Origin of the sequence: Streptomyces umbrinus, assembly GCF_030817415.1 — a bacterium.
GTDB classification, from domain to species: Bacteria; Actinomycetota; Actinomycetes; order Streptomycetales; family Streptomycetaceae; genus Streptomyces; species Streptomyces umbrinus_A.
Genome location: NZ_JAUSZI010000002.1, coordinates 6,569,009 through 6,594,889, shown reverse-complemented (window position 1 = coordinate 6,594,889; position 25,881 = coordinate 6,569,009). Strand labels below are relative to the sequence as shown.

General features: G+C 71.4%; 22 protein-coding genes. 4 read left to right on the top strand and 18 right to left on the bottom strand.

Annotated features, from left to right (window positions below; all coding sequences use genetic code 11):
• Positions 1-154: 154 nt before the first annotated feature.
• Together QF035_RS29135 and tmk are read right to left on the bottom strand one after the other, a co-directional pair.
• Entirely contained in the window at positions 155-1,360 is a 1,206-nt protein-coding gene (locus QF035_RS29135) for a DNA polymerase III subunit delta' (RefSeq protein ID WP_190230608.1), read from the bottom strand.
• 215 nt (positions 1,361-1,575) lie between these two features.
• Positions 1,576-3,492 carry a dTMP kinase gene (tmk, locus tag QF035_RS55890; RefSeq protein WP_373466987.1) on the bottom strand — a complete coding sequence of 639 codons (1,917 nt, stop codon included), beginning with the start codon at positions 3,490-3,492 and terminating at the stop codon, positions 1,576-1,578.
• 439 nt (positions 3,493-3,931) lie between these two features.
• Here tmk and QF035_RS55885 point away from each other — a divergent pair, with 439 nt between their 5' ends.
• Together QF035_RS55885 and QF035_RS55880 are read left to right on the top strand one after the other, a co-directional pair.
• Positions 3,932-4,282 (top strand): hypothetical protein, encoded by a 351-nt coding sequence (locus QF035_RS55885; RefSeq protein ID WP_373466744.1) that lies wholly within the window; start codon positions 3,932-3,934, stop codon positions 4,280-4,282.
• Positions 4,239-4,655, top strand: a complete 417-nt coding sequence (locus QF035_RS55880; protein WP_373466743.1) for a hypothetical protein — start codon at positions 4,239-4,241, stop codon at positions 4,653-4,655. Before QF035_RS55885 ends, QF035_RS55880 begins: the two co-directional genes overlap by 44 nt.
• A gap of 435 nt (positions 4,656-5,090) precedes the next feature.
• Here the strand turns inward: QF035_RS55880 and topA are convergent, their stop codons facing one another.
• From topA to bldG, 8 genes are all read right to left on the bottom strand, one after another.
• Positions 5,091-7,919, bottom strand: coding sequence for a type I DNA topoisomerase (topA, locus tag QF035_RS29125; RefSeq protein ID WP_307523496.1), 2,829 nt, complete (start codon positions 7,917-7,919; stop codon positions 5,091-5,093).
• Between the two features lie 368 nt (positions 7,920-8,287).
• Complete coding sequence (locus QF035_RS29120) at positions 8,288-8,485, bottom strand: hypothetical protein (protein ID WP_266761973.1); 198 nt, start codon at positions 8,483-8,485, stop codon at positions 8,288-8,290.
• Positions 8,486-8,865: 380 nt separating this feature from the next.
• On the bottom strand, positions 8,866-10,398 hold the full coding sequence (locus QF035_RS29115; RefSeq protein ID WP_307523495.1) for a DUF7059 domain-containing protein: 1,533 nt from the start codon (positions 10,396-10,398) through the stop codon (positions 8,866-8,868).
• A 219-nt stretch (positions 10,399-10,617) separates the two neighbouring features.
• Positions 10,618-11,208, bottom strand: coding sequence for an oligoendopeptidase F family protein (locus QF035_RS29110; protein ID WP_143640322.1), 591 nt, complete (start codon positions 11,206-11,208; stop codon positions 10,618-10,620).
• A 215-nt stretch (positions 11,209-11,423) separates the two neighbouring features.
• Positions 11,424-13,829, bottom strand: coding sequence for a sodium-translocating pyrophosphatase (locus QF035_RS29105; RefSeq protein ID WP_307523494.1), 2,406 nt, complete (start codon positions 13,827-13,829; stop codon positions 11,424-11,426).
• A 63-nt stretch (positions 13,830-13,892) separates the two neighbouring features.
• The gene (locus QF035_RS29100) at positions 13,893-14,123 is read right to left on the bottom strand and encodes a hypothetical protein (protein WP_307523493.1); all 231 of its coding nucleotides are present in this window, start codon (positions 14,121-14,123) and stop codon (positions 13,893-13,895) included.
• 60 nt (positions 14,124-14,183) lie between these two features.
• Complete coding sequence (locus QF035_RS29095; RefSeq protein ID WP_055618364.1) at positions 14,184-14,627, bottom strand: ATP-binding protein; 444 nt, start codon at positions 14,625-14,627, stop codon at positions 14,184-14,186.
• A 150-nt stretch (positions 14,628-14,777) separates the two neighbouring features.
• Positions 14,778-15,119: an anti-sigma factor antagonist BldG gene (gene bldG, locus QF035_RS29090; protein WP_003975386.1), complete on the bottom strand. Its 342-nt coding sequence runs from the start codon at positions 15,117-15,119 to the stop codon at positions 14,778-14,780.
• Between the two features lie 80 nt (positions 15,120-15,199).
• On the opposite strand from bldG, the gene QF035_RS29085 reads away from it, so the two are divergent.
• Entirely contained in the window at positions 15,200-17,674 is a 2,475-nt protein-coding gene (locus QF035_RS29085) for a DEAD/DEAH box helicase (protein WP_307523492.1), read from the top strand.
• Between the two features lie 3 nt (positions 17,675-17,677).
• Here the strand turns inward: QF035_RS29085 and QF035_RS29080 are convergent, their stop codons facing one another.
• From QF035_RS29080 to ssd, 7 genes are all read right to left on the bottom strand, one after another.
• The gene (locus tag QF035_RS29080; RefSeq protein WP_307531503.1) at positions 17,678-18,172 is read right to left on the bottom strand and encodes an Rv3654c family TadE-like protein; all 495 of its coding nucleotides are present in this window, start codon (positions 18,170-18,172) and stop codon (positions 17,678-17,680) included.
• Positions 18,173-18,255: 83 nt separating this feature from the next.
• The gene (locus QF035_RS29075) at positions 18,256-18,618 is read right to left on the bottom strand and encodes a TadE family type IV pilus minor pilin (protein ID WP_307523491.1); all 363 of its coding nucleotides are present in this window, start codon (positions 18,616-18,618) and stop codon (positions 18,256-18,258) included.
• Positions 18,619-18,682: 64 nt separating this feature from the next.
• Entirely contained in the window at positions 18,683-18,919 is a 237-nt protein-coding gene (locus tag QF035_RS29070) for a DUF4244 domain-containing protein (RefSeq protein ID WP_373466742.1), read from the bottom strand.
• A gap of 133 nt (positions 18,920-19,052) precedes the next feature.
• Positions 19,053-19,883 carry a type II secretion system F family protein gene (locus QF035_RS29065; RefSeq protein WP_307523490.1) on the bottom strand — a complete coding sequence of 277 codons (831 nt, stop codon included), beginning with the start codon at positions 19,881-19,883 and terminating at the stop codon, positions 19,053-19,055.
• On the bottom strand, positions 19,880-20,719 hold the full coding sequence (locus QF035_RS29060) for a type II secretion system F family protein (protein WP_307531498.1): 840 nt from the start codon (positions 20,717-20,719) through the stop codon (positions 19,880-19,882). The genes QF035_RS29065 and QF035_RS29060 overlap by 4 nt, the downstream gene beginning before the upstream one ends.
• Positions 20,720-20,744: 25 nt before the next feature.
• Positions 20,745-22,043 carry a TadA family conjugal transfer-associated ATPase gene (locus QF035_RS29055; protein ID WP_307531497.1) on the bottom strand — a complete coding sequence of 433 codons (1,299 nt, stop codon included), beginning with the start codon at positions 22,041-22,043 and terminating at the stop codon, positions 20,745-20,747.
• Positions 22,044-22,072: 29 nt separating this feature from the next.
• Positions 22,073-23,176, bottom strand: coding sequence for a septum site-determining protein Ssd (gene ssd, locus QF035_RS29050; RefSeq protein ID WP_307531495.1), 1,104 nt, complete (start codon positions 23,174-23,176; stop codon positions 22,073-22,075).
• Between the two features lie 583 nt (positions 23,177-23,759).
• Here ssd and QF035_RS29045 point away from each other — a divergent pair.
• Positions 23,760-24,584, top strand: a complete 825-nt coding sequence (locus QF035_RS29045) for an HAD family hydrolase (protein ID WP_307523489.1) — start codon at positions 23,760-23,762, stop codon at positions 24,582-24,584.
• Between the two features lie 396 nt (positions 24,585-24,980).
• Here QF035_RS29045 and QF035_RS29040 read toward each other — a convergent pair whose 3' ends face one another.
• Positions 24,981-25,832 (bottom strand): oxidoreductase, encoded by an 852-nt coding sequence (locus QF035_RS29040; RefSeq protein ID WP_307523488.1) that lies wholly within the window; start codon positions 25,830-25,832, stop codon positions 24,981-24,983.
• Positions 25,833-25,881 lie beyond the last annotated feature (49 nt).

Below are 25,881 nucleotides of genomic sequence, written 5' to 3'. Positions count from 1 at the left end.
TCGGTCGCTCAGAGTCGTCAACCCGACCTCGTACGAGTGACACCGTCAACTAGTGACGCCGTCGACTCCGGACGGGACGTGCAGGGCGGGCAGCGTGCCTTCACGAACTCCGGGCAGGACGCGCAGGACGGGCAGCGTGCGTCCCGGGGCGGCGTCAACCCGCCCGCAGCGCCATCGTCATCGCCTCCACCGCAAGCAGCGGCGCCACATTCCGGTCGAGGGCCTCGCGGCAGGCGGCGATCGCCTCTATCCGGCGCAGGGTGGTCTCGGGCGACGAGCCGCGCGCCAGCCTGTCCAAGGTGTCCCGCATCTCCGTGTTGGCGAGGGCGAGGCTGGTGCCGAACTGGAGGGCCAGCACGTCGCGGTAGAAGGCCGTGAGGTCGATCAGGGCCAGGTCCAGGCTGTCGCGCTGCGTACGCGTCTTGCGGCGCTTCTGCTTGTCCTCCAGCTCCTTCATCACGCCCGCGGTGCCGCGCGGCATCCGGCCGCCCTGGGACGCGCCGAGCGCCGCCTTCATGTCCTCGGTCTCCTTGACGTCGGTCTCCTCGGCGACCTGTTTGGCGTCCTCGGAGGCCGCGTCGATCAGCTCCTGGGCCGCCTTGAGGCAGGCACCCACGTCGTCGACACGGAGGGGCAGTTTGAGGACGGCGGCGCGCCGCGCGCGGGCGCGCTCGTCCGTGGCGAGACGGCGGGCCCGCCCGATGTGCCCCTGGGTGGCGCGGGCCACGGCGGCCGCCACGTCCGGCTCGATGCCGTCGCGGCGTACGAGGACATCGGCGACCGCGTCCACGGGAGGCGTCCGGAGCGTGAGGTGACGGCAGCGGGAGCGGATGGTGGGCAGTACGTCCTCGATGGAGGGCGCGCAGAGGAGCCAGACCGTGCGGGGGGCGGGCTCTTCGATGGCCTTCAGCAGGACGTTGCCCGCGCCCTCCGTGAGGCGGTCGGCGTCTTCCACGATGATGACCTGCCAGCGGCGGCCCGCCGGGGACATCTGTGCCCGACGCACGAGATCGCGGGTCTCCTTCACGCCGATGGAGAGGAGGTCGGTGCGGATGATCTGCACGTCGGCGTGGGTGCCGATCAGGCTTGTGTGACAGCCGTCGCAGAACCCGCAGCCGGGGGATCCGCCAAGAGCCCGGTCGGGGCTCACGCACTGGAGAGCCGCGGCGAAGGCCCGCGCGGCGGTGGAACGGCCCGAGCCCGGCGGCCCCGTGAAGAGCCAGGCGTGCGTCATCTTCGACGCCTCGGCGACCGGGGTGTGGTCCGCCACCGCCGTGACCTGCGCGTCGGCGTCCCGGGCGGCGGCGTCGAGTTGCACGCTCACCTTCTCCTGGCCCACCAGGTCGTCCCACACGGTCATGGGATGCCGCCCTTCCGTCGCACCGGTGCCTTGCGCATCCCATTGTGCGGGAGGGGACTGACAACGCGGTCCACACGGCCCACGCACTCCCCGCCGGCACCTACCGCACGGGCCACATCACCGCCGACGCCGCCCCGGCCACAAACCAGCGGCCTCAAACCAGTGAGCACAAACCGGCACGCACAAACCAGCGGGCACAGGCCTCGATCCGCCCGTCAGCGCCGCCGGCGCCCCCGCCCCTCGTCCGGCTCGTCGTCGTCACGGGGACCCAGCAGTTCGTCGGCCAGCGTCGGGAGGTCGTCCAGCGGGGTCTCCTCCGCCCAGTCCGAACGGGGACGTCGCCGAGGCGTGCCGTCCTCGTCGACCTGAGGCAGCTCGCGCGTACGGGCGTCGGTGCCCTCGCTCCCCGGCCGCTCGTCACGGAAGTACCCCGGGGGCACCCGGTCCGCCGGACCACTCCCCTGCTCGCCGCCGCCACGGTCGTCCCGTACGGGAGGAAGCACAGCCGTCTCGTCCGCGGCGGAGCCCTGCCCGACCGGCGGCAGCACGGCCGTCTCGTCGGCAGCCGATCCCGGCCTCACCGGGGGCAACACGGCAGTCTCATCGGCAGCGGAACCCGGCCGCACCGGCGGCAACACGGCGGTCTCGTCGGCCGCTCCCTGCGGCGCCGGGGGCTGCGGCAGCACGGTCGTCTCGGCGTCGTCGGGCCCGGCGTCGCGAGGCGGCACCGGAGGAAGCACCGCCGTCTCGTCGGCCGGTCCGCCGGACGCGTTCGTGGGTGTCACGACGGGCGTCGGCACCGTCTCGTTGTCACGGCCGCCCGCCGAACCACCGGAACCAGCCCCTCCGGAAACACCGGAAGCACCGGGAGCTCCGGAATCCGCCGCACTCGCAGCCGCCGCCGCAGCCGCGGCCGCGCTGGAAGCCTCTGCTTCCCTCTGCGCCTCCGCCGCCCGCCGAGCCTGCTCGGCCCGGAGCAACGCCTCCTCGGCCTTCCGCTGCTTCTCCAGCCGCCGCTCCTCGGCCTCGGCCCGGAGCCGCGCCTCCTCCTCGGCCTGCTTGCGCCGGCGCGCCTCCTCGGCCGCGCGGGCCTGCTCCTCCGCGAGCTGCCGCGCCTGTTCCTGCTCGGCACGCACGCGTGCCGCCTCGGCGCGCTGCCGGGCCTCCTCGGCCTGCCGCTCGGCCTCGCGCCGCTGGGCCTCCTCCAGCTCGCGCTGCTTGCGCTCCTCTTCCTCCGCGCGCAGCCGGGCGAGCTGCTCCTGGCGCTCGCGCTCCAGCCGCTCCTCCTCGGCCTTGCGGGCGGCCTCTTCCTCGGCGCGCCGACGCGCCTCCTCCTCGGCCGCCTTGCGGGCCTCCTCCTTGGCCTTGATCTCGGCCTCGGAGAGCGGGAGCACCACATCCAGCCGATGCCGGATCACGGTCGTGACCGCTTCGGGCTCCTGCCCGGCGTCGACGACCAGATAGCGCGCCGGGTCGGCGGCCGCGAGCGTCAGGAAACCGGACCGCACGCGCGCGTGGAACTCGGCGGGCTCCGACTCAAGGCGGTCCGGCGCCTCGGTGAACCGCTCACGGGCGGTCTCCGGCGCCACGTCGAGCAGCACGGTCAGATGGGGCACCAGCCCGTCGGTCGCCCACCGGTTGATACGGGCGATCTCGGTCGGGGACAGGTCACGCCCGGCCCCCTGGTACGCCACGGAGGAGTCGATGTAGCGGTCGGAGACGACCACCGCGCCCCGCTCCAGGGCGGGCCGCACGACGGTGTCGACGTGCTCGGCGCGGTCGGCGGCGTACAGCAGCGCTTCCGCACGGTGCGAGAGACCGGCCGACGACACGTCGAGCAGGATCGACCGCAGCCGCTTCCCGACGGGCGTGGCACCCGGCTCGCGCGTCACCACGACCTCGTGCCCCTTGGCGCGGATCCACTCCGCGATCGCCTCGGCCTGGGTCGACTTCCCGGCCCCGTCGCCGCCCTCCAGGGCGATGAAGAAGCCCTTCGCGGCGTGCGCCTGCACGGGATCGTCCCCGCCGCGCAGCGCGTCCAGCAGGTCGTGCCGCAGCGGAACTCCGGCGCGGTCGTCGGCCTTGGCCAGCACCAGCGCGGCGACCGGCAGCAGCAGCGCGCCGACCAGCATCAGTGTGAAGGCCGCGCCGCCGTGCGCGAACACGAACTTGCCGGTCTCCAGACGGTGCCGTCCGATGGCGCCGGCCACCACAGGGGCCACCAGCGCACCCAGTGCCACAGAGACCCGTACGACCGCGTGCAGGTGTTCCGTCGTACGCGTCCGCCGGTACTCCTCGGCCTCCTGGTCGAGCAGGGCGTGCCCGGTGTTGGCGGCGACGCCCGCGCCGACGCCCGCCAGAGCGACGATCAGGATGACCGTGGTGACGTCCGGGACAAGGCCCGCGGCGAGCAGCGCGATCCCCGTGAAGGCGATCGCCAGCGTGAGCAGCCGGCGCCGCGACAGGGACGGCAGCAGCCTGGCGGCCGTACGGATGCCGAACACGACACCGCCGGTCAGCGCGAGCACCAGCAGCCCGTACGTCACGGGCCCGCCCGCCCAGGTCCTTGGCGTGCAGCACGGAGACGGCGACGGCAGCCGCGATCGCCGCGGCGACGGCGGCGCAGGCGAGCACCAGGAGCGGGATGGCCCCGGTACGGCCCTTGTCGATGCCGGTGCCCGTCTTGGGGCGGCGCAGCCCTTCGAGCGGCGACCGCGCGCGCGGGGTTCGCGCGTCGGGCAGTTCGAGGAAGGTGAGCACCGAAAGGGACGCGGCGAACAGGCCCGCAGAGACGTACGAGGCGAGCGCGGCCTGGTGCTGCGCGAACCATTCGAGCCCGGCGCCCAGCAGGTTGTTGACGAGCGAGGCGACGACGAGCGTGGCCCCCGCGAGAGGCACCGCCACGAATCCCGTACGCAGTGACAGGCGCCGCAGCGCGTCCATGTGGTCCGGCAGCGGGCGTACCGTCGCGCCCTCCAGCGGCGGCGCGGGCAGCAGCGCGGGCGCCGCGCTCTCGCGGCACACCATCCAGAAGCGCTCGGCGACCCCTATGACGAAGGCCGTCACCAGGAGCACGGCCAGCGCGTTCTCCGGCGTCCAGTCGATCCACAGGGGGGCGATGATCAGCAACGCGGCCCGCACACCGTCCGCGCCGACCATGGTCCAGCGGCGGTCGAGCGGCCCCTCCTGGGAGGTGAGGGACGTGAGCGGGCCGAGCAGGACCGCCCCGAAGAGCAGAGTGGCGAGAATCCGTGCCCCGAAGACCGCCGACACGGCGAGGGCCACTCCGCGGTAGCCGCCTCCGAAGGAACCGTCGGAGACCGCCGCCTGGAGGGCCAGCAGGACCAGCACCAGCAGCGCGAGGGCGTCGCCGACGCCGCCCACCAGCTGGGCGCTCCACAGGCGCCTCAATTGCGGCACGCGCAGCAGCGCCCGGACGGCGCGCTCCCGTGAATCTGCGACCAGGGCGTCGTCGGGGGCCGGGTTGTGGGCCGTTGGCTGCTCGGCTCGCGTCATCCTGCCAGCCTATCGGGAGGGACTGACTCCCCGAATAGGCCCCCGAACATGCGAACGCCCCCGACACCAAGTGGTGCGGGAGCGTTCGTTTCATGAACCAAAGGTGAAGAACTCGATCCCGAGCCGGAGACGAGACCAGAAGGCCGTCACCGGAAGCGGGGACCCGAAGGCCGTCACCGGAAGCGGGACCCCAGGGCCCCGGTCCTCGTCGGCCTCAGTCCTCCGCCGTCGCCTGGGAAGCCGTCGCCTTCTTTGCGGTCGTCTTCTTGGCAGTGGTCTTCTTTGCCACCGTTTTCGTGGCCGCGGTCTTCTTGGCGGCGGTTTTCTTCGCCGGCGCCTTCTTGGCCGGGGCCTTCTTGGCGGCCGTCTTCTTCGCCGTCTTCTTGGCGGGCGCCTTCGCACGCTTCTCGGCGAGCAGTTCGAAGCCGCGCTCCGGAGTGATCTCCTCGACGCTGTCGCCGGACCGCAGGGTGGCGTTGGTCTCGCCGTCGGTGACGTACGGACCGAAGCGGCCGTCCTTGACGACGACGGGCTGCCCGCTGACCGGGTCCGCGCCGAGCTCCTTCAGCGGCGGCTTGGCCGCGGCCCGCCCGCGCTGCTTGGGCTGCGCGTAGATCGCCAGGGCCTCGTCGAGGGTGATCGTGAAGAGCTGGTCCTCGGCCTGGAGGGAGCGCGAGTCGGTGCCCTTCTTCAGGTACGGCCCGTAGCGCCCGTTCTGTGCGGTGATCTCCACGCCCTCGGCGTCCTTGCCGACGACGCGCGGCAGCGACATCAGCTTGAGGGCGTCGGCCAGCGTCACCGTGTCGAGGGACATCGACTTGAACAGCGAGGCCGTACGCGGCTTCACGGCGTTCTTGCCGGTCTTCGGGGTGCCCTCGGGGAGCACCTCGGTGACGTACGGGCCGTAGCGGCCGTCCCTGGCGATGATCTGGTGGCCCGACTGGGGGTCGGCGCCGAGCTCGAAGTCACCGCTCGGCTTGGCGAGCAGCTCCTCCGCGAGCTCGATGGTCAGCTCGTCGGGTGCCAGGTCCTCGGGCACGTCGGCGCGCTGGTGGTTCTCGGAGTCCTTCTCGCCGCGCTCGACGTACGGGCCGTAGCGGCCGACGCGCAGCATGATGTCGCTGTCGTGCACGCGGAACGACGACACCTCGCGGGCGTCGATGGCACCGAGGTCGGTGACGAGCTCCTTGAGACCGCCGAGGTGGTCCCCGTCGCCGTTGCCCGCCTCCGCGGCGCCGGTCGCGTCGCCCTCGCCGAAGTAGAAGCGCCTGAGCCACGGAATGGCCTGGGCCTCGCCCCGCGCGATGCGGTCGAGGTCGTCCTCCATCTTGGCGGTGAAGTCGTAGTCGACGAGCCGCCCGAAGTGCTTCTCCAGGAGGTTGACCACGGCGAAGGACAGGAAGGACGGCACGAGTGCCGTGCCCTTCTTGAACACATAGCCGCGGTCGAGGATCGTGCCGATGATCGACGCGTACGTCGACGGGCGGCCGATCTCGCGCTCTTCGAGCTCCTTGACGAGGCTGGCCTCGGTGTAGCGGGCCGGGGGCTTGGTCGCGTGGCCGTCGACCGAGATCTCTTCGGCGGACAGCGGGTCGCCCTCGTTGACCTGCGGAAGCCGGCGCTCGCGGTCGTCCAGCTCGGCGTTCGGGTCGTCGGCGCCCTCGACGTAGGCCTTGAGGAAGCCGTGGAAGGTGATGGTCTTGCCGGACGCGCTGAACTCGGCGTCACGGCCGTCGGAGGCCGTGCCCGCGATCTTCACGGTGACGGAGTTCCCGACCGCGTCCTTCATCTGGGAGGCAACGGTCCGCTTCCAGATCAGCTCGTAGAGCTTGAACTGGTCACCGGTCAGACCCGTCTCGGCCGGCGTGCGGAAACGATCACCCGAGGGGCGGATCGCCTCGTGCGCCTCCTGCGCGTTCTTGACCTTCCCGGCGTACGTACGCGGCTTGTCCGGCAGATAGTTCGCACCGTAGAGCTGCGTGACCTGGGTCCGGGCCGCGCTGATCGCGGTGTCCGAGAGGGTCGTGGAGTCCGTACGCATGTAGGTGATGAAGCCGTTCTCGTACAGCTTCTGCGCCACCTGCATCGTGGCCTTCGCGCCGAAGCCGAGCTTGCGGCTGGCCTCCTGCTGGAGCGTCGTCGTACGGAAAGGCGCGTACGGCGAACGGCGGTACGGCTTCGACTCGACGGACCGTACGGAGAAGTTCGTGTTCTCCAGGGCGGCGGCCAGCGCTCGGGCGCCCGCCTCGTCGAGGTGGAGCGTGTTCGCGCCCTTGATCTGCCCCAGCGAGTCGAAGTCACGGCCCTGGGCGACGCGCTTGCCGTCGACCGTGGTCAGGCGGGCGACCAGGGAGGCCGGGTCGCTCGCGTCACCGGCGCGGCCGGTGCCGAAGGTGCCGGTGAGGTCCCAGTACTCGGCGGAGCGGAAGGCGATGCGCTCGCGCTCCCGCTCGACGACGAGGCGGGTCGCCACGGACTGGACGCGGCCCGCCGACAGACGCGGCATGACCTTCTTCCAGAGGACCGGCGAGACCTCGTAGCCGTAGAGGCGGTCGAGGATGCGGCGGGTCTCCTGGGCGTCGACCAGCTTCTGGTTGAGCTCGCGCGGGTTGGCGACGGCGGCCTGGATCGCGGCCTTGGTGATCTCGTGGAAGACCATCCGCTTGACCGGGACCTTGGGCTTGAGCACCTCCTGGAGGTGCCAGGCGATGGCCTCGCCCTCGCGGTCCTCATCGGTGGCGAGGAAGAGCTCGTCGGAGTCCTTGAGCAGGTCCTTGAGCTTCTTGACCTGGGCCCGCTTGTCAGCGTTGACCACGTAGATCGGCTGGAAGTCGTTGTCGACGTCCACGCCGAGGCGGCGCACCTCGCCTGTGTACTTCTCGGGCACCTCCGCGGCGCCGTTGGGGAGGTCGCGGATGTGCCCGACGCTCGCTTCGACGACGTAGCCGGGGCCGAGATAGCCCTTGATCGTCTTCGCCTTGGCGGGCGACTCGACGATGACGAGTCGGCGGCCGCCGTGTGCGGTCTCGCTGGTCGGGGACAACTTCGCTCTTCTCTCCGGTCGACGCAGGGGGTCTCGCCCCAGGCCTTGAACCCGGGGTCGGGTCATGCTGACGCTGCGGAGTGTGACGGTACATCCCGCCCCCGTGTCAAACGGGAAAAGCCCGCAACGGCCACTCGAACGGTAACCCGACTCCCGCCATTCCTGCCGCCCGGAGTGCCGACCTGCCGTTTCCGACCTATCCGGAGGGTGACCTCTCAGTTACTGGAGGCCTGCGTTCCGGAGGGCTCCGGGCCTGGTCCGCGACGGCCGACTGCCGTCGATTCCCGGACACCGAAGGTGACCGTTCCCGGCCGGCCCGGCCGGCTCGGCCGAGGGGACCCCGGGGGTGTCGCCGGAAGGAGCGGCGCTCAGGTACGAGTGAAACACCACACGGCGAGGAGCAGCGCGGACGTCCCGGCGAAGGCCGCGACCGCGGCGGAGGCCACGGGATGAACCCCGTGGGCGACAGGGGCGCGCTGCCGCAGCCGGACGGCCGTCCACAGCAGGAGACCACCCCCGAACAGGGCGAACACCGATCCCGTGAAGATCGCCGGTCCGCTCTCCATGGTTCGTCTCCTCCGCCCGTTGGTACCCAGCACGGGGACGCTGACACCCCCGGGCAGCCGGCACACCAACCCCGGGTGAACGCGGGGCGGACAGCTCCGTGCGCCCGGATGCGGAATCGGTCACACCGCTCTCTGTTGGCCGGTTTCACGTCCCGGTGCGGGATCCCGGTGCGGGATCCCGGTGCGGGATCCCGGTCCGGCGCGCTCGGTCGGAGACCGGCGGAGCTTCGGGCACTCCGAGCCCGATCCGGAGCCCTCGTGCATCAACCCGATCCAAGCCCCTCGTGCATCAACACCTCGTGCACGGTGGCCACATGCGGGCCGACTCCTCGTCGTACGCGAGCCGGTCCGGGAAACTCTCCCGCCGGGCCCGGGAAGGCTCACCGGGCGGGCTCGATGAACCCCTGCTCGACCAGCAGCCGGATCTGGGACGGGGTCCGGTCCCGCAGCAGGACCGGGTCCTCTCCGACCAGTTGGGCGATGGCGTCCAGGATCCGGCCCGCGCTCAGCGTGCCGTCGCAGACGCCCGCGAAGCCCGCACCGACCGTGTCCACCTTCGTGGCCCGCCGCATCCCGCGGTGCTGGCGCAGCACGACGTGCTCGGGGTCCTCGGCGCCGGGCAGCCCGACCTGCTCCTGCACGATCTCGCCCGCGAGCCTGAAGTGCCCGGCAAGCAGGGCCGCGTCGTCGTGCGCCCGCAGATAGTCCACGCGGTCGAAATGCGCGCGCACGGTGTCGCCGAGCGGCTGTTCGACGGGGTGCGGCCACTCCTCCACGACGACCGAGGGCTGGGCGGCCGCCGACTTGCGCAGGCTGATCCAGCCGAAGCCGACGGACTTCACCTTCCGCGCCTCGAACTCGTCCAGCCACGCGTCGTACCGCGCCTGGTACTCCACCGGGTCGGAGCGGTGGTCGCCCGCGTCCCGCAGCCACAGCTCGGCGTACTGCGTGACGTCCTGGACCTCGCGCTGCACGATCCACGCGTCGCAACCGCGCGGCACCCAGGAGCGCAGCCGGTCCTGCCAGTCCTCGCCCTCCACGTGCTGCCAGTTGGCGAGGAACTGCGCGTACCCCCCGTCGTTCAGCCGGTCGCCCGCCTCCTGAACGAGCGTGCGGCACAGATCGTCCCCGCCCATCCCACCGTCGCGGTAGGTGAGCCGGGCGCCGGGAGAGATCACGAAGGGCGGGTTGGAGACGATCAGGTCGTACGACTCGTCGTCGGCGATCGGTTCGAAGAGGGAGCCCTCGCGCAGGTCCGCCGCCGGGGCACCGGACAGGGCGAGCGTGAGCGCGGTGATGTGCAGCGCGCGGGGGTTGAGGTCGGTCGCGGTCACGCGCGTGGCGTGCTGCGCGGCGTGCAGGGCCTGGATCCCGGAGCCGGTGCCGAGATCGAGGGCCGAGCCCACCGGCGTACGCACCGTGATGCCCGCGAGGGTCGTGGACGCACCGCCCACACCGAGTACGACTGCTGTGTCTGCCGGGCGGCCCTGGCTGCCGATGCCGCCGGCCCCGCCGACCGCGCAGCCGAGGTCCGAGACGATGAACCAGTCCTCGCCGCCCGGGCCGCCGTACGGCCGTACGTCGACCGTCGCCGCGACCTCCTCCCCGCCGGTCCGGGTCAGCCAGCCGCTCTCCAGGCAGTCCTCCACCGGCAGGACGTCCGCCACGCGCGCGTGCGGCACGGGCTGCTGCAGCAGGAAGAGCCGGACGAGCGCCTCCAGCGGTGAGTAGCCCCGGGTGGCCCGGAGCGCGGGCACGGTCTCGCTGCGGGCCAGCGCCGCGTACGCGGGGGCGCCGAGCAGGTCGAGCAGCCCGTCGGCGCTGAAGGAGGCGCCCAGGAGGGCCTCCCGCAGGCGTGTGGTGACGTCGGTGCGGTCGGACGAGGGCAACGGTGCCAGGCTGCTGTTACTCACGCCTCCATTGTGTCCGCTCCCGCCGCCGTGGCGCGCGCCCTGTGGACAGACGGACCGGCCCGGGCAGACGGATCGGCCGGATCAGCTGGACAGCCGGAGTCGGCGTCCGCGGGTGGCGTCCGTGGAGACAGGCCGAGGGCCCGGTACGCGCGCGTACCGGGCCCTCTTTCGGTTGACGAACGATCGATGCCCCTGGGGGGCAGGTCTCGTTCCCAGGTCTCAGGCCTTGCTCGCCGACGGCGACGTGGAGGCGGACTTGCAGCTCTCCTGCTTGGCCATCGCCTTGCCCACGTCACCCTCCTCCAGCTTCTTGAGGGCGTCGTTGCCGCTCTGGCTGAGCTTGTCGAGCTGGGTGGCGATCCCCTTCAGACCGTCGGCGAACTTCGCCTGGTCCTTCGTGTCGAGGCCGTCGACCTGCTTCTTGAGGTCGGCGTACGAGGAGGAGATGGTGTTGAGCTCCGTGACGGCGTCCTTCTGCTTCTTCTCGCCGTCGTCGACGTCGGGCGCCCCAGCCTTGTTCACAGCGGCACCGATCGCCTTGTAGGCGTCGGACATGTCCTGGAAGGCCTTGGAGTCGGTCTTCTGGACGTCCGCCGGAGTGCTGTTGTCCGAGGTCTGCTTCTGGATCGCGGTATTGGCGGCCTCGATCTTCACCGCCTGCGGCTGCACCGCGTCACACACCTGCTTGGCCCAGGAGTTCAGCTTGTCGCTGCTGTCGTCACTGCTGCATCCCGACAGCGCCAGTACCAGTACCGCACCGCCGGACAGTGCGGCCGCGAGCTTCTTGTTCACCGGATTGGTCCCTTCCATGGCTCTCGGCCCCGGAACATACACGCCAAGTGGGCGACACCAGCGTGACGAAGGTCCACTTCATCCGTTATTGAAGCCATTTGCACCAAGCGAGATAAGGCTCACGAACAGGGCGTGGACACACACGGGCGGGCGGACGGCACGTCAATACGCGCCGTCCGCCCGCCCGTTGAGCGGAGCCCGGCCGGGCAATGACCCGGCCGGTCATCCGATGGCTACGAAACCACCGCCGGATCCACCGACTTGGCCACCCGCTCGGAGTTGCCTTCGTCACTCACGGCGATACCTCGCCGCTTGGACACGTACACCGCGCCCACGATGACGGCGAGCGAGAGCACCGCGATGAGAACCCGCATGCCCACGCTCTTGTCCTCGCCGTAGCTGAATTTGACTACCGCGGGCGCGATGAGCAGCGCCACCAGGTTCATCACCTTCAGGAGAGGGTTGATCGCCGGCCCCGCGGTGTCCTTGAAGGGGTCGCCGATCGTGTCGCCGATCACCGTCGCGGCATGGGCCTCGCTGCCCTTGCCGCCGTGGTGGCCGTCCTCGACGAGTTTCTTCGCGTTGTCCCACGCACCGCCGGAGTTGGCGAGGAACACCGCCATCAGCGTGCCGGTGCCGATGGCACCCGCGAGGAACGAGCCGAGCGCGCCGACCCCGAGTGTGAAGCCGATCGCGATCGGCGTCAGTACGGCGAGCAGACCCGGTGTGGTCAGCTCGCGCAGCGCGTCCTTGGTGCAGATGTCGACGACGCGCCCGTACTCGGGCTTCTCGGTGTAGTCCATGATCCCGGGGTGCTCGCGGAACTGCCGCCGCACCTCGTAGACCACGGCCCCGGCGGACCGCGAGACCGCGTTGATCGCCAGCCCCGAGAAGAGGAAGACGACCGCGGCGCCCGCGATGAGCCCGACCAGGTTGTTGGGCTGTGAGATGTCCATCATCAGGTTCATGGGCGCACCAGGCCCTGAGACCTTCTCGCCCACTTCGTTCGCGGCCGTGAGGATCGCGTCGCGGTACGAGCCGAAGAGCGCTGCCGCCGCAAGTACCGCGGTGGCGATGGCGATGCCCTTGGTGATGGCCTTGGTGGTGTTGCCGACGGCGTCCAGGTCGGTGAGCACCTGCGCGCCCGCGCCCTCGACGTCACCGGACATCTCGGCGATGCCCTGCGCGTTGTCGGAGACCGGACCGAAGGTGTCCATGGCGACGATGACGCCGACCGTGGTGAGCAGACCGGTACCGGCCAGGGCCACCGCGAAGAGCGCCAGCATGATGGACGTACCGCCGAGCAGGAAGGCCCCGTACACGCCGAGGCCGATCAACAGGGCGGTGTAGACGGCCGATTCGAGACCGAGCGAGATACCGGCGAGGACGACGGTGGCCGGGCCGGTCAGCGAGGTCTTGCCGATGTCCCGTACGGGACGCCGGGTGGTCTCGGTGAAGTAGCCGGTCAGCTGCTGGATCAGCGCGGCCAGGACGATGCCGATGGCGACCGCGATGAGCGCGAGGACCCGCGGATCGCCGGCGTGGCCGAGGATGGCCTCGTCCGTGACGCCGTCCAAATCGGCGTACGAGGACGGCAGATAGGCGTAGACCGCCGCTGCCACGAGCGCCAGCGAGATCACCGCGGAGATGAAGAACCCGCGGTTGATGGCGCTCATCCCGCTGCGGTCCGATCGGCGCGGAGCCACGGCGAAGATGCCGATCATGGCGGTGAGTACGCCGATCGCGGGCACGATCAGCGGGAAGGCGAGCCCGGCGTCGCCGAACGCCGCCTTGCCGAGGATCAGCGCGGCGACGAGCGTGACAGCGTACGACTCGAAGAGGTCGGCGGCCATGCCGGCGCAGTCGCCGACGTTGTCGCCCACGTTGTCCGCGATGGTCGCGGCATTGCGCGGGTCGTCCTCCGGAATGCCCTGCTCGACCTTGCCGACCAGGTCGGCGCCGACGTCGGCGGCCTTGGTGAAGATGCCACCGCCGACACGCATGAACATGGCGATCAGCGCGGCACCGAGCCCGAAGCCCTCCAGGACCTTGGGCGCGTCGGCCGCGTAGACGAGAACCACACAGGACGCACCAAGGAGTCCGAGCCCCACGGTGAACATGCCGACGACGCCGCCCGTGCGGAAAGCGATCTTCATGGCTTTGTGCGAGACGGCGGTGAGATCCTTTTCGGGCTCACCCTCTGCCGGAGTCGCTTCCCGTGCCGCGGCGGCCACGCGGACATTGCTGCGTACGGCGAGCCACATGCCGATATAGCCGGTGGTCGCCGAGAACGCCGCGCCGATCAAGAAGAAGACCGATCGTCCGGCGCGCTGATTCCAGTCGTCCGCGGGCAGCAGCATGAGCAGGAAGAACACCACGACGGCGAAAACTCCGAGCGTGCGCATCTGCCGCCCCAGGTAGGCATTCGCGCCCTCCTGGATCGCCACCGCGATCTTCTTCATGCTCTCGGTGCCCTCGCCCGCCGCGAGTACCTGGCGTACCAGGACCCCGGCGACGACAAGCGCCGCAAGGGCGACGGCCGCGATGACCATCACGATCAGACGGTTGTCGTCTGTCAGTACCGCGGCTGCGAGGGTAGTGGGCTGGTCAAACTGATGAGGGGTAGAAAGCCCCGCCATTCGTCCTCCTTGACGCTTGGACCGAGCTCAAGATGTGGACGGATTGTAGGTACCGGAACCTGATCAAAACAGTGCGCGGTAAGCGGAATTAGCCTTCACTTGCTCTTCAGCAAATGATCCAGGGATCATCACAGAACCCGAAAGTGGTAATGCCTCAAAAGCATTGACGCGTGATCCAATGGCGCCCGGCGCGGCGTAAAGCCGATCGTATTGTTGATCGTAATCCGGATAGTGAATTAATTCACGAAAACACGGAGCTTGATCAGAAGCCTGATCAGAAGAGGGTGCGGACATGCGAAAGGGCCCTGCTGAGCAGGGCCCTTTCGCACATGTGGGGCAGTACCAGGGGGTGGATCAGGGAACGAGCGCAGCCGGCGGCGTGGTGGGCCAGCTCATCCTGATCAGGCCGCCGTTCTCACCGGCGGTCACTTCGACGTCGTCGACGAGGCCGCTGATGACCGCGAGGCCCATCTCGTCCTCTTCGGTCTCGACGTCCGCGTCACTGGCTCCACCATGGGCGCCCGGCGTCTTGTCGCCGGGAACCGTGTGCGGGGCCTCGTCGCCGACCTCGATGGAGAACTGCTTCTCCTCCTCGATCAGCGACACCCGCACCGGCGCCGAGATTCCGCCACTCTGGTGCAGGCCGACGGCCCGGGTGCAGGCTTCGCCGACGGCGAGCCTGACCTCATCGAGAACGGCCTCGTCCACTCCGGCCCTGCGCGCCACCGCTGCCGCCACCAGTCGGGCGGTCCTGACGTGCTCGGGCAGCGCGCTGAAGCGGAGTTCAACGGTGGCCATGCATCCCCCTCGGAACTACGGGCGTGCGGTCGGGGGGCCGGGTCGCCGAGACCCGGCCCCCCTCCATTGACTTCTGCCTCCCGGACACGGTCCGGGATCCGGCTGTCGGCCGCTGACCGGCCAGTCAGGGACGGGCCGGTCCACGGCCGGTCAGTCGGTGGCCGCCACCGCTTCCTCGACCGAGGTGTGGATCGGGAACACCTTGGTGAGGCCGGTGATGCGGAAGATCTTCAGAATGCGCTCCTGATTGCAGACGAGCCGGAGCGAACCCTCATGGGCACGCACCCGCTTCAGGCCGCCGACCAGAACGCCGAGCCCGGTGGAGTCGAGGAAGTCCACACCCTCCATGTCTACGACGAGGTGAAAACTGCCGTCGTTCACCAGCTCGACCAACTGCTCGCGCAGCTTGGGCGCGGTATATACATCGATTTCGCCACCGACCTCGACGACCGTACGATCGCCGACGGTACGGGTCGACAGGGACAGGTCCACGGATCCTCCAGCACCTTGCTATCGAGCGGTCATCCCAAGGGACACCTCGGCAGAGCCCCCGGGACGGTTCGCCAGCCGCGATGGCATTCAATCACTTACCGGCAGGCGTGCACGACGCCTTGGGTCCATTGTCCGTCACGCCAGTGACACACTCGATGCCGATGGCCAAGAATCACCGATCCGATCGAACCTCGACGGACACCGCATCCCGCCCCTCGCCGGGCGAGATCCTGGACCGGCTCGCCTCGGGGCCGAGCCGGGTTTCGCGCATCACTCATACGGAGCACTTGCCCCCACGTGAGGGTCGTCATGCCGTGTGGCCCGACCGGATCCGCGCGGAGGTCATCGCCGCGGTGCAGTCCGCGGGAATCGAACATCCCTGGGCCCACCAGGCACTCGCCGCGGAGCACGCCCTCGACGGCGACTCGGTGATCGTCTCCACGGGCACGGCCTCGGGGAAGTCCCTGGCGTATCTCGTCCCGGTCCTGTCGACGCTCCTCGACGGCTCCGAGGCGCCGAACGGCCGTGGTGCGACCGCTCTGTACCTCGCCCCGACAAAGGCGCTGGCAGCGGACCAGCGCCGATCCGTGAAGGAACTTTCACAACCGCTGGGCAATGCCGTACGCTCCGCCGTCTACGACGGGGACACGCCCGTCGAAGAGCGCGAATGGGTACGCCAGTACGCCAACTACGTGCTCACCAACCCCGACATGCTGCATCGCGGGATACTTCCGTCACACCCCCGCTGGTCCTCCTTCCTGCGCGCCCTGCGCTATGTCGTCATCGACGAATGTCACACCTACCGGGGCGTCTTCGGGTCCCACGTCGCCCAAGTGCTGCGTCGGCTGCGCCGCCTCTGCGCCCGTTACGGCTCCTCTCCCGTCTTCCTGATGGCCTCGGCCACCGCGGCCGAGCCCTCGGTCGCCGCCTCCCGCCTCACCGGCCTGAAGGTGCTGGAGGTGGCCGACGACGCCTCACCCCGCGGTGGACTGGTGTTCGCCCTCTGGGAACCGCCCCTCACCGAACTCCACGGCGAGAAGGGCGCCCCCGTCCGCCGAACCGCCACCGCCGAGACTGCCGACCTCCTCACCGACCTGACCGTGCAGGGCGTCCGCTCGGTCGCCTTCGTACGGTCCCGCCGCGGCGCCGAGCTGATCTCGGTGATCGCCCAGGAACGCCTCTCAGAGATCGACCGCTCGCTGGCCCGCCGCGTGGCCGCCTACCGCGGCGGCTACCTCCCCGAGGAACGCCGCGCCCTGGAGCAGGCCCTCCACTCCGGCGAACTCCTCGGCCTCGCCGCCACCACCGCCCTCGAACTCGGCATCGACGTCTCCGGACTGGACGCCGTCGTCATCGCCGGCTACCCGGGCACCCGGGCCTCCCTGTGGCAGCAGGCGGGCCGCGCCGGCCGCTCCGGGCAGGGGGCGCTGGCGATCCTGGTCGCCCGCGACGACCCGCTGGACACGTTCCTCGTCCACCACCCCGAGGCCCTGTTCGACCAGCCGGTGGAATCCACCGTCCTCGACCCCGACAACCCGTACGTCCTCGCACCCCACTTGTGCGCCGCAGCCGCTGAACTTCCGCTGACCGAGGACGACTTGCTCCTCTTCGGCCCCGCCACCGCCGAACTGCTGCCGCAGTTGGAGGCCGCGAAGCTGCTGCGCCGCCGTACCAAGTCATGGCACTGGACCCGCCGGGAACGGGCCGCCGATCTGGCCGACATCCGCGGTGGGGGCGGCAGTCCGGTACAGATCGTGGAGGCCGGTTCCGGGCGCCTGCTGGGCACGGTCGACGCGGCGGCCGCGCACGCCACCGTCCACGAGGGCGCCGTCCACCTCCACCAGGGCCGTACGTACCTGGTGAAGGAGCTGCACCTGGACGACTCCGTCGCCCTGGTCGAGGAGGCCAACCCCCCGTACTCGACGGTTGCCCGCGACACCACCGCCATCTCCGTCCTGGAGACGGACGTCGAAGTCCCCTGGGGCGACGGCCGGTTGTGCTACGGCTCCGTCGAAGTCACCAACCAGGTCGTCTCCTTCCTTCGTCGTCGTGTCATCACCGGTGAGGTGCTCGGTGAGACCAAGCTCGACCTCCCGCCCCGCACCCTCCGCACCCGAGCCGTGTGGTGGACGGTCACCGAGGACCAACTCGACGCCGCCCGCGTGAACCCCGAGATCCTCGGCGGCGCCCTGCACGCCGCCGAACACGCGTCGATCGGCATGCTCCCGCTCTTCGCGACCTGCGACCGCTGGGACATCGGCGGCGTCTCCGTCCCGCTGCACCCGGACACCCTCCTGCCCACCGTCTTCGTGTACGACGGCCACCCCGGCGGCGCCGGCTTCGCGGAACGCGCCTTCCACACGGCCCGCGAATGGCTCACCGCCACCCACCAGGCCATCGCCTCCTGCGAGTGCGACGCCGGCTGCCCGTCCTGCATCCAGTCCCCCAAGTGCGGCAACGGCAACGAGCCGTTGCACAAACGGGGGGCGGTGCGGTTGCTCACGGTGCTGCTGAAGGGCGCACCGGAGAAGCCGGCCGGGGAGAGCCGAGGCTGAGCGTTACGGCCCCACCTCCTCGACGGCTCGGTCGGACGCTCTGGCCGGCGCCGGATGTGTGCCAGGACCAACTGGTCCCGCCGGGCCCTCCGATCCCGCCGATCCGGGAGGGCCGGCCGGAACCACAGGCCCTACAGGCCCCGCCGGGCCCGCCCTGGCCCGCACTTCCGCCGTCAACGGTCCCCGTCCCGCCGCGACCGTGACGTCCGAGATCTCGCCCTGGACGGCACACCGCACGACCCGGGTGCCCTGGGCCCGTGCCACCCGCTCCGCCTGCCCGCAGGCTGCCGTCCCACCCTCCATCCAGCCGTCGGCCGCCGCGAGCGCCGCCAAGTCGGCCGCTCCACCCGCGCGGTGGCGGATCACCACCGCCTGGCCCATGGCGAGGACGGCACCGAACACGACGCACAGGACGGCGATCGCACCCACGGTCCAGACGGTCGCCGACCCTCGGTCCGACGCGAAGACCCTCGCGGGGACCCTCGCAAAGCCCCTTATACGCGTCCGCCCACGCGGTCTCGTACCCACTCGCGTACCCGCTCTCGTTGCGGCCCCCGTACGCGACCGCAGCCCCGCCCACCTCATCCGCCCGCCCCCACCGTCTCCTCGGCCAGGGCCGCGGCCTCGTGCGTCAGGTCGAGGGTCAGCGCGTCGGGCCCCGGCGCCTTCGCCTCGACCCGTACGTGCACCAGGTCGCCCTCTCTCCGGACGGTGACCCGCGCACCGTTCGGCGCCGTGTCGCGGGCCGCCGCCAGCACCGTGCCCGGCAGGTCCTGCCGGGCCGCCGCGCGGGCCCCCGCCCTGGCCGCGTCCACGCACTGGATCAACGCGGCCGCCGCCATCAACGCCCAGACCAGCGCCATCGTGAACGCGACCAGCACGGGCAGCGCCACGGCCGCCTCCGCCGTCACGAAACCCCGGTCCCGGGACATCTCAAGGGGCATGTCCGGACTCCGAACCCGCCCCGGACCGGACGGCCCGGCCTCCACCTCCGCTTCCGCACCGGCCTCAGAACTGCCCATTGAGCGCCCGCCCCACGATGTCCTGCAGAGCGCCCCGCACCTGCCCACTGGTCAGCACCTCATAGAGCACCACGGCGAACCCCACCGCCGTGATCAGCCCCATCGCGTACTCGGAGGTGACCATCCCGGCGTCCCTCCGCACCTTCCAGTCCCGGCCCGCCAGGACCCACGCCCAAGCCGACCCCAGCATTCGTACTCGTACTCGCCGCATTGCCTTGCTCATCCGAACCCCCGTACAGCTCTGTTCCGTTGACCTTTGAAGTTGGCCACTGGCCCTTCGGCCCTTCGGCCGTTTGGCGCCTGGCCGTTGGCCGTTGGCCGACCCTGACCACTCGCCGTTCACCCCGTCCCGTACGTCACCCACCGCCTCCGCCCAGCACCCCGCCCGCGAGCCCGATCACCACGGGCAGCACGCCGATGGCGATGAACGCGGGCAGGAAACAGAGCCCCACCGGCGCGGTGACCAGGACACCCGCCCGCCGGGCACGGGCCGTGGCGGTGCGCCCCCACTCCGCGCGGGCGTCCGCGGCGATGCGTGCGACCGGACCCGCCGCCGGTACGCCGGACTCGCCCGCCCGTTCCAGCAACCGGGCCAGTGCCCGGGCCCCTGGCAGGGCGGCCAACCCCCGCCACGCCTCGGCCGGTTCACCTCCGAGGCGCACCTCGGCCGCGCCCCGCGCCAGCCGCTGCCCCACGGGCCCGTCCAGCGCCTCGCCCACCGCCCGGGCGGCCACCGCGGGACCGGCTCCCGCCGCGATACAGGCGGCCAGCAGATCGGCGGCGAGGGGCAGTTGCCGCGTGGCCAGACCCACGTCGAACTCCTCCACCGGCGCCGGTCTCCGCTGCCACCGCCACATCCCGAAGCCGGCCACGAGCCCGACCACGACCCCGGTCGCGCCTCCGACGGCGGCCCAACAGACGCTCAGGGCGCCGAAGACCGGCAACCACCGCCTCAGCTCACCGCGCACCTCCAGGCGCCGCCCGCCGGAAGCCGACTCCACGGCCGACCCCGTGCCCACGGCCGACCCCGTGCCCACGGCCGACCCCGGGCCCATGGCCACCACGGCCTTCAACCGCCTTCGCGTCCTCCGCTCCCGCCGCGCCGCGCCCAGGGCCCGGGCGAGCGCCCACACCGTCACCACGACGCACAGCGCGACCCCCAGCCTGTGGACAACTTCCGTGCTCATCCCGCCTCCGCTCCCCGTACGATCCGCAGCACCCACCACAGTCCGACGCCCTCCAGGACCCCGCCGACGAACAGACATCCCAGCCCCGCGCCGGTGTGCAGCACGACATGCAGCGGATCGGCGCCGAGCGCGGTGCCGAGGAGCAGTCCGAGCACCGGCAGTCCCGCCAGCAGCACCGCAGTCGACCGTGCCCCGGCCAACTGGGCACGCAGGTCTGCCCGTTGGTCCCGCTCCGCACGCAACGCGCCTTCCAGCCGGTCGAGCCCGGCGGCGAGTCCGGCGCCGCGGTCCACGGCGACGCGCCAGCACGCGGCGAGGCCCAGCAGTCCTTCGGCTCCCGGTCGTCGTGCCGCGTCGGTGAGCGCGCCAGGCACGTCCCCGCCGAACCGGGCCGCCGCCAGCACCACCGCCTGCGCGCGGCCCAGCCCGCCCGAGTCACAGGACGCGCCGAGCAGGGCCTCACCCGGCTGGCGCCCGGCACGCACCTCCCCCGCGAGCGCCCCGCACAGCGCGATCACCGCGTCGGCCCGCCGCTCCCGCGCCCGCCGTGCCGACCCGGCACGGCGGGCCCGTCGGACCAGCGGGACCCCGAGCGCCCCCGCGACGAGCGGCACCACGGACGCCCCGAGCAGGCCAACCACCGCCCCTGCGACCAGAACCCACCACTCGCCCCGCATCCGATGCCACCGCCGCAGCCGCTCTCCGGCCCGCACGACCCGCTCCCACCCCGGCGGCCCGACCCCGACCGCCCCGCCGCCCGCACACACCAACCGCGCCCGCCGCGCCCCCGGCCCCTGCCCGCCCATCAGCCAGGCCGCCGCCCCGGCACACGCCATCGCCGCACTCACGGACACCGACACCTCACCGACCCCCGTCACAACCCCTCACCCCTCTCGCCGACTTCACGGAACTCACCGATGCCAGACCGCCGCCCCCAGGGCCCCAAGTCCCGGAGCGCCCGGCGCCCCGGGAGTCCCAGACGTCCCCAATGCCGCCGAGCAGCCCCCTCAGCCGCTCCCACCCCCGCTCGCAGGTGAAGGCCTCCGCGCCCCACCGCAGCGCCGGTACCGTCACCACCAGCCCCGCCGGATCCCGCTCCAGCACGTGCACCTCGGCGATCCGCCGCCGCCCGGCCCGGTCGCGTACGAGGTGGAGCACCACCGATAGCGCGGCCGCCACCTGGCTGTGCAGAGCGGCCCGGTCGAGCCCCGCGGCCGTGCCCAGCGCTTCCAGGCGGGCCGGCACTCCCGAGGCAGCGTTGGCGTGGACAGTCCCGCAGCCGCCTTCGTGGCCGGTGTTCAAAGCCGCCAGCAGGGCGACCACTTCGGGCCCACGCACCTCGCCGACGACCAACCGGTCCGGCCGCATCCGCAGGGCCTGGCGCACCAGGTCCTGGAGCGTGACGAGGCCGGCGCCCTCCTGGTTGGCGGGTCTGGATTCCAGCCGTACGACGTGGGGATGGTCGGGGCGCAGCTCCGCCGAGTCCTCGGCGAGCACGATCCGCTCGCCCGGCCCGACGAGGCCCAGCAAGGCGCTCAGCAGCGTCGTCTTGCCACTCCCCGTGCCGCCGCTGATCAGGAAGGAAAGCCTCGCGTCGAGCAGTGCCCGCAGCAGCAGGTCCCCGCCCGGCGGTACCGTCCCCGCCGCCACCAACTCGGGGAGCGTGAAGGCCCGTGGCCGTACGACCCGTAGCGACAGGCACGTCGAGCCGACGGCGACCGGTGGCAGTACCGCGTGCAGCCGGGTGCCGTCCGGGAGCCGGGCGTCCACCCAGGGGTGCGCGTCGTCGAGCCGTCGCCCGGCCACGGCCGCCAGGCGCTGCGCGAGGCGTCGTACGGCCGCCGCGTCCGGAAAGGAGACGGCCGTCAGCTCCAGGCCGCCGCCCCGGTCCACCCACACCCGGTCAGGCGCCGAGACCAGCACGTCGGTGACCGAGGGATCACCGAGCAGGGGTTCCAGCGGCCCGCTGCCGACCAGTTCCGACCTCAACCGCTCAGCCGCCCCGAGGACTTCGGCGTCCCCGAGCACCCGCCCCTGTTCCCGCAGTGCCTGCGCCACGCGCGCAGGAGTCGGCTCGGCCCCACTCTCGGCAAGCCACTGCCGAACCCCGTCCAGCAGCCCCGTGTCCGAAGACAGACTCCCGCCCGCGCGCCGACCCATCAGCCCCACATCCGCAGGCGGACTCCCGCTCATACGCCCCCTCCCGCCACAGCCGTCCGCTCCCAGAACGTCGAGCAGAAGCGGGCCAGTGGCCCTCGGCCTTCCGCGCCGGGCGGTGCCCCTCGCTCCTGGGCCGCCAACAGACCCGTCTCCACCGGGACTTCGCCGGCCAGCGGGAGGCCGAGCAGTCGGGCGACCTCCCGGTCGTCCAGACCGGGCGCGTACGGTCCGCGCACCACGACGCGCAGGTCCTTCAGGACCATGCCGACCGCGGACGCCACCCGCCCGGCCGCCGCGACGGCGCGCAGCTCGGCGGGGACCACGAGCAGGCCCAGGTCCACCTGGGCGAGGGCCTCGGCGACCCCTTCGTCGATCCGGCGCGGCAGGTCCACGACCACTGCCCCGCCTCGCCGCCGGGCGGCGGCCAGCACGGCCCGGACGGCCTCGGGTGCGATGTTGACGCAGTCGCCGCGGTCCCAGCTGAGGATCCGGAGGGCGTGCAACGAGGGCAGCGACTCCTCCAGGGCGCCGCCGCCGACCCGGCCGTGCGACGCGGCGAAGTCCGGCCAGCGCAGGCCCTCGGCGGCCTCTCCGCCGAGGAGTACATCGAGTCCGCCGCCCAGCGGATCCGCGTCGACAAGGAGTGTGCGCCTTCCCTGGCGCGCCGAGATGACCGCGAGCGCGCAGGCGAGCGTGGAGGATCCGGCGCCGCCGCGACCGCCGATCACGCCGACGGTGAGGGCCGGCGGACCGACTCCCTCGGCCACGTCGGCGATCCGGTCGACCAACCATTGTTCGCCATCCGGCAGCAGCAGAACATGGTCGGCGCCGATCTCCACGGCCCTCCGCCAGACCCCGGAATCGTCCTGATCCCGCCCCACCAACACCACGCCGCGTCTGCGCGCGGCTCCCCGCACCCGTCGCGCGGCATCGTCGCCGACGAGCACCAGAGGTGCCGTCTCCCAGCCGCCGCCGCGCTCCGGCACCCCGTGGTGGACCTCGGGCCGGGCGCCGGCCGCGGCGCACAGCCGCAGCAGGTCGTCCAGCAGATCCGCGTCCTCCGTGACGATCAACGGTCCGCCCTGCCGCCCCTCGGCGGCCGACAGCCGGTCGTGTGTGATTGCTCCCGCCACGATCTCCAGCCCCCTTCGCTGCTTCCTCACGGCGCCCCTGCGGCCCCGCGATTCCCGCCCGCGCGAAGAACCGGCAACCGGCCCTCCATATGAACCGCCGATACGAACCGGCCATAGCCGCCGGACAATCGGAACCGGCCATGAACTTCCGCGAGCGGTGCGCGTTGGAATCACGGTGCAGCGATCCAGGAAATCGTGTGGATCTTGGTCGATAACTGTGGACAACTCGACGGTTGTGAATATCGCCTTCACCCAAACCGGTGACCGATGAGTGACTGCTGTACGACTCTCTTAGAGCAGGCCGACGACTACCCACAGTTACGAATCCTGTGCAGACGCAGAGGAACGCCGCAGCCCGCACAACAGGGCCCGGCGTTCGAAAAAATAAGGTTGAAAACCCACCCGGACATGCGACGACCCCCGCCGGGGGGGAGAGCGGGGGTCGTCCCCACGGTCTGACTCGGGGGGGGAGGAGCCGGACCGGGTTAGCACGGTCGCGAACGATCCGTGACTTCCATGGTGTACCCGAGAGCCCTCTCAGGCAAACCCACGCGCCCCACACTAGCCCGAATGGCGGGCGCATATGCTCGACCCCGTGGAAAACCACTCCTTGCCCCGCACAGCGGCCTTCTTTGACCTGGACAAGACGGTCATTGCGAAGTCGAGCACGCTCACCTTCAGCAAGTCGTTCTACCAAGGCGGTCTGATCAACCGCCGGGCGGTGCTACGCACCGCATACGCCCAGTTCGTCTTCCTCGCGGGCGGCGCCGACCACGACCAGATGGAGCGGATGCGTGAGTACCTGTCGGCGCTGTGCCGTGGCTGGAACGTCCAACAAGTGAAGGAAATCGTCGCCGAGACCCTTCACGACCTGATCGATCCGATCATCTACGACGAGGCCGCGTCCCTCATCGAGGAGCACCACATCGCCGGGCGGGACGTCGTGATCGTCTCCACGTCGGGGGCCGAGGTCGTCGAACCCATCGGCGAACTGCTCGGCGCGGACCGGGTGGTGGCGACCCGGATGATCGTGGGCGACGACGGCTGCTTCACGGGCGAGGTGGAGTACTACGCGTACGGCCCGACGAAGGCCGAGGCCGTCAAGGAGCTGGCCGCGTCCGAGGGGTACGACCTCTCACGCTGCTACGCCTACAGCGACTCGGCGACCGACATCCCGATGCTCGAGGCGGTCGGCCATCCGCACGCCGTGAACCCCGATCGCGCACTGCGCCGCGAGGCCACCGCGCGCGGGTGGCCCATCCTCGACTTCCACCACCCGGTCCGGCTGAAGCAGCGGCTGTCGGTGCCGCCCCGGCCGGCCCTCGTCGCCGCCGCGGCCATAGGAGCGGCGGCCGCCACGGCGGGTCTGGTCTGGTACGCGAGCCGTCGGCGCGCGGCAGCCGCGTGATCCACGAGCCGCGGATGCGCCCGATTCACCACCTTTGCCCCCAAAAGTAAAGAAGTACAGCGAGGGGTTCCGCTTCCTCCGGACCTGGAGTACAAAGGGGTTAACGGCCCGCGAGACCAAGGACATCCGAGAGGATTACCTTCAAACGCAACCGAGGCCCCACGGACCGCGCATGAACACCGGGCACCCACGCGACGTCGACCCGTCGATTACGGGCCAGCCGCACCAGGCGACGGGCAACAGTTCCCGACCTGATGGGCAATATCTCGAGGACGCTTGGTAACCGGGTGGACATGCCAGCGGCGGTACGGACCCCGTACCGCCGCAACCCTGTTCAGGGGCATTTTCAAGGTCCAGTGCTTCAAGGGCCAGGGGCCCTTCAGGAGCCCACAAGCCCTACGCAGCCCCTCGCTGAAGCGCCTCGCACACCGCAGTCGACTCCCTTGCGCCGAGTTCGATCGCCTTGCCGCAGTGGGCGATCCAGGTGGCCATGCCCTCCGGAGTGCCGGAGACATAGCCTTCGAAGGCCGAGGCGTAGGCCGCGCGGCCCAGTTCCCCGTGACCGACCTCCGCCGGGCAGACGGACTTGGGGTCGAGGCCGCTGCCGACCAGGACGATGCGTTCGGCCGCGCGCGCGACCAGGCCGTTGTGGGAACCGAAGGGGCGCAGCGCGAGGAGTTCGCCGTGCACGATCGCGGCGGTCACCAGGGCGGGTGCGGAACCCCCCGCGACGACCAGCCGCGCCAGACCGTCGAGACGGCCCTCGACCTCGGCCGCGTCCGGCAGCGGAAGTCCGATCAACGGCGGTCCCGCGGCGGCGGCCGCGGCTGTCTCGGTGACGGATTCGCCGTCCAGTCGTGGACGCCCGACCGCGTCCCCCTTGTCGGCGGCGGCCACCAGGTGCAGCCGCGCCAGTACCCGAAGGGGCGACTGCCGCCAGATGGACAGGAGTTGGCCCGCCTCGGCGGTCAGCCTGAGCGCGGAGCCCACCACGCGGGCCTCGTCGTCGCCGCTGAAGTCGGCCCGCCGGCGCACCTCTTCGAGGGCCCAGTCGGCACCGGACAGCGCCGCGGAACCGCGCGCGCCGCGCAGCGCCGCCTCCGAGGTGATCGCGTTGCTGCGGCGCCGCATGATGCGGTGCCCGTAGACCCGGTCCACGGCCTTGCGCACGGACTCCACGGATTCGGCCACGCCGGGCAGCGACCCCAGCGCCGCGAGCGGGTCGGCGTTCCCACCTGTCGTACTCATGAGTACGACCCTACGCACACCAGGCCCGCACCCCACTAATGAGTGGTCT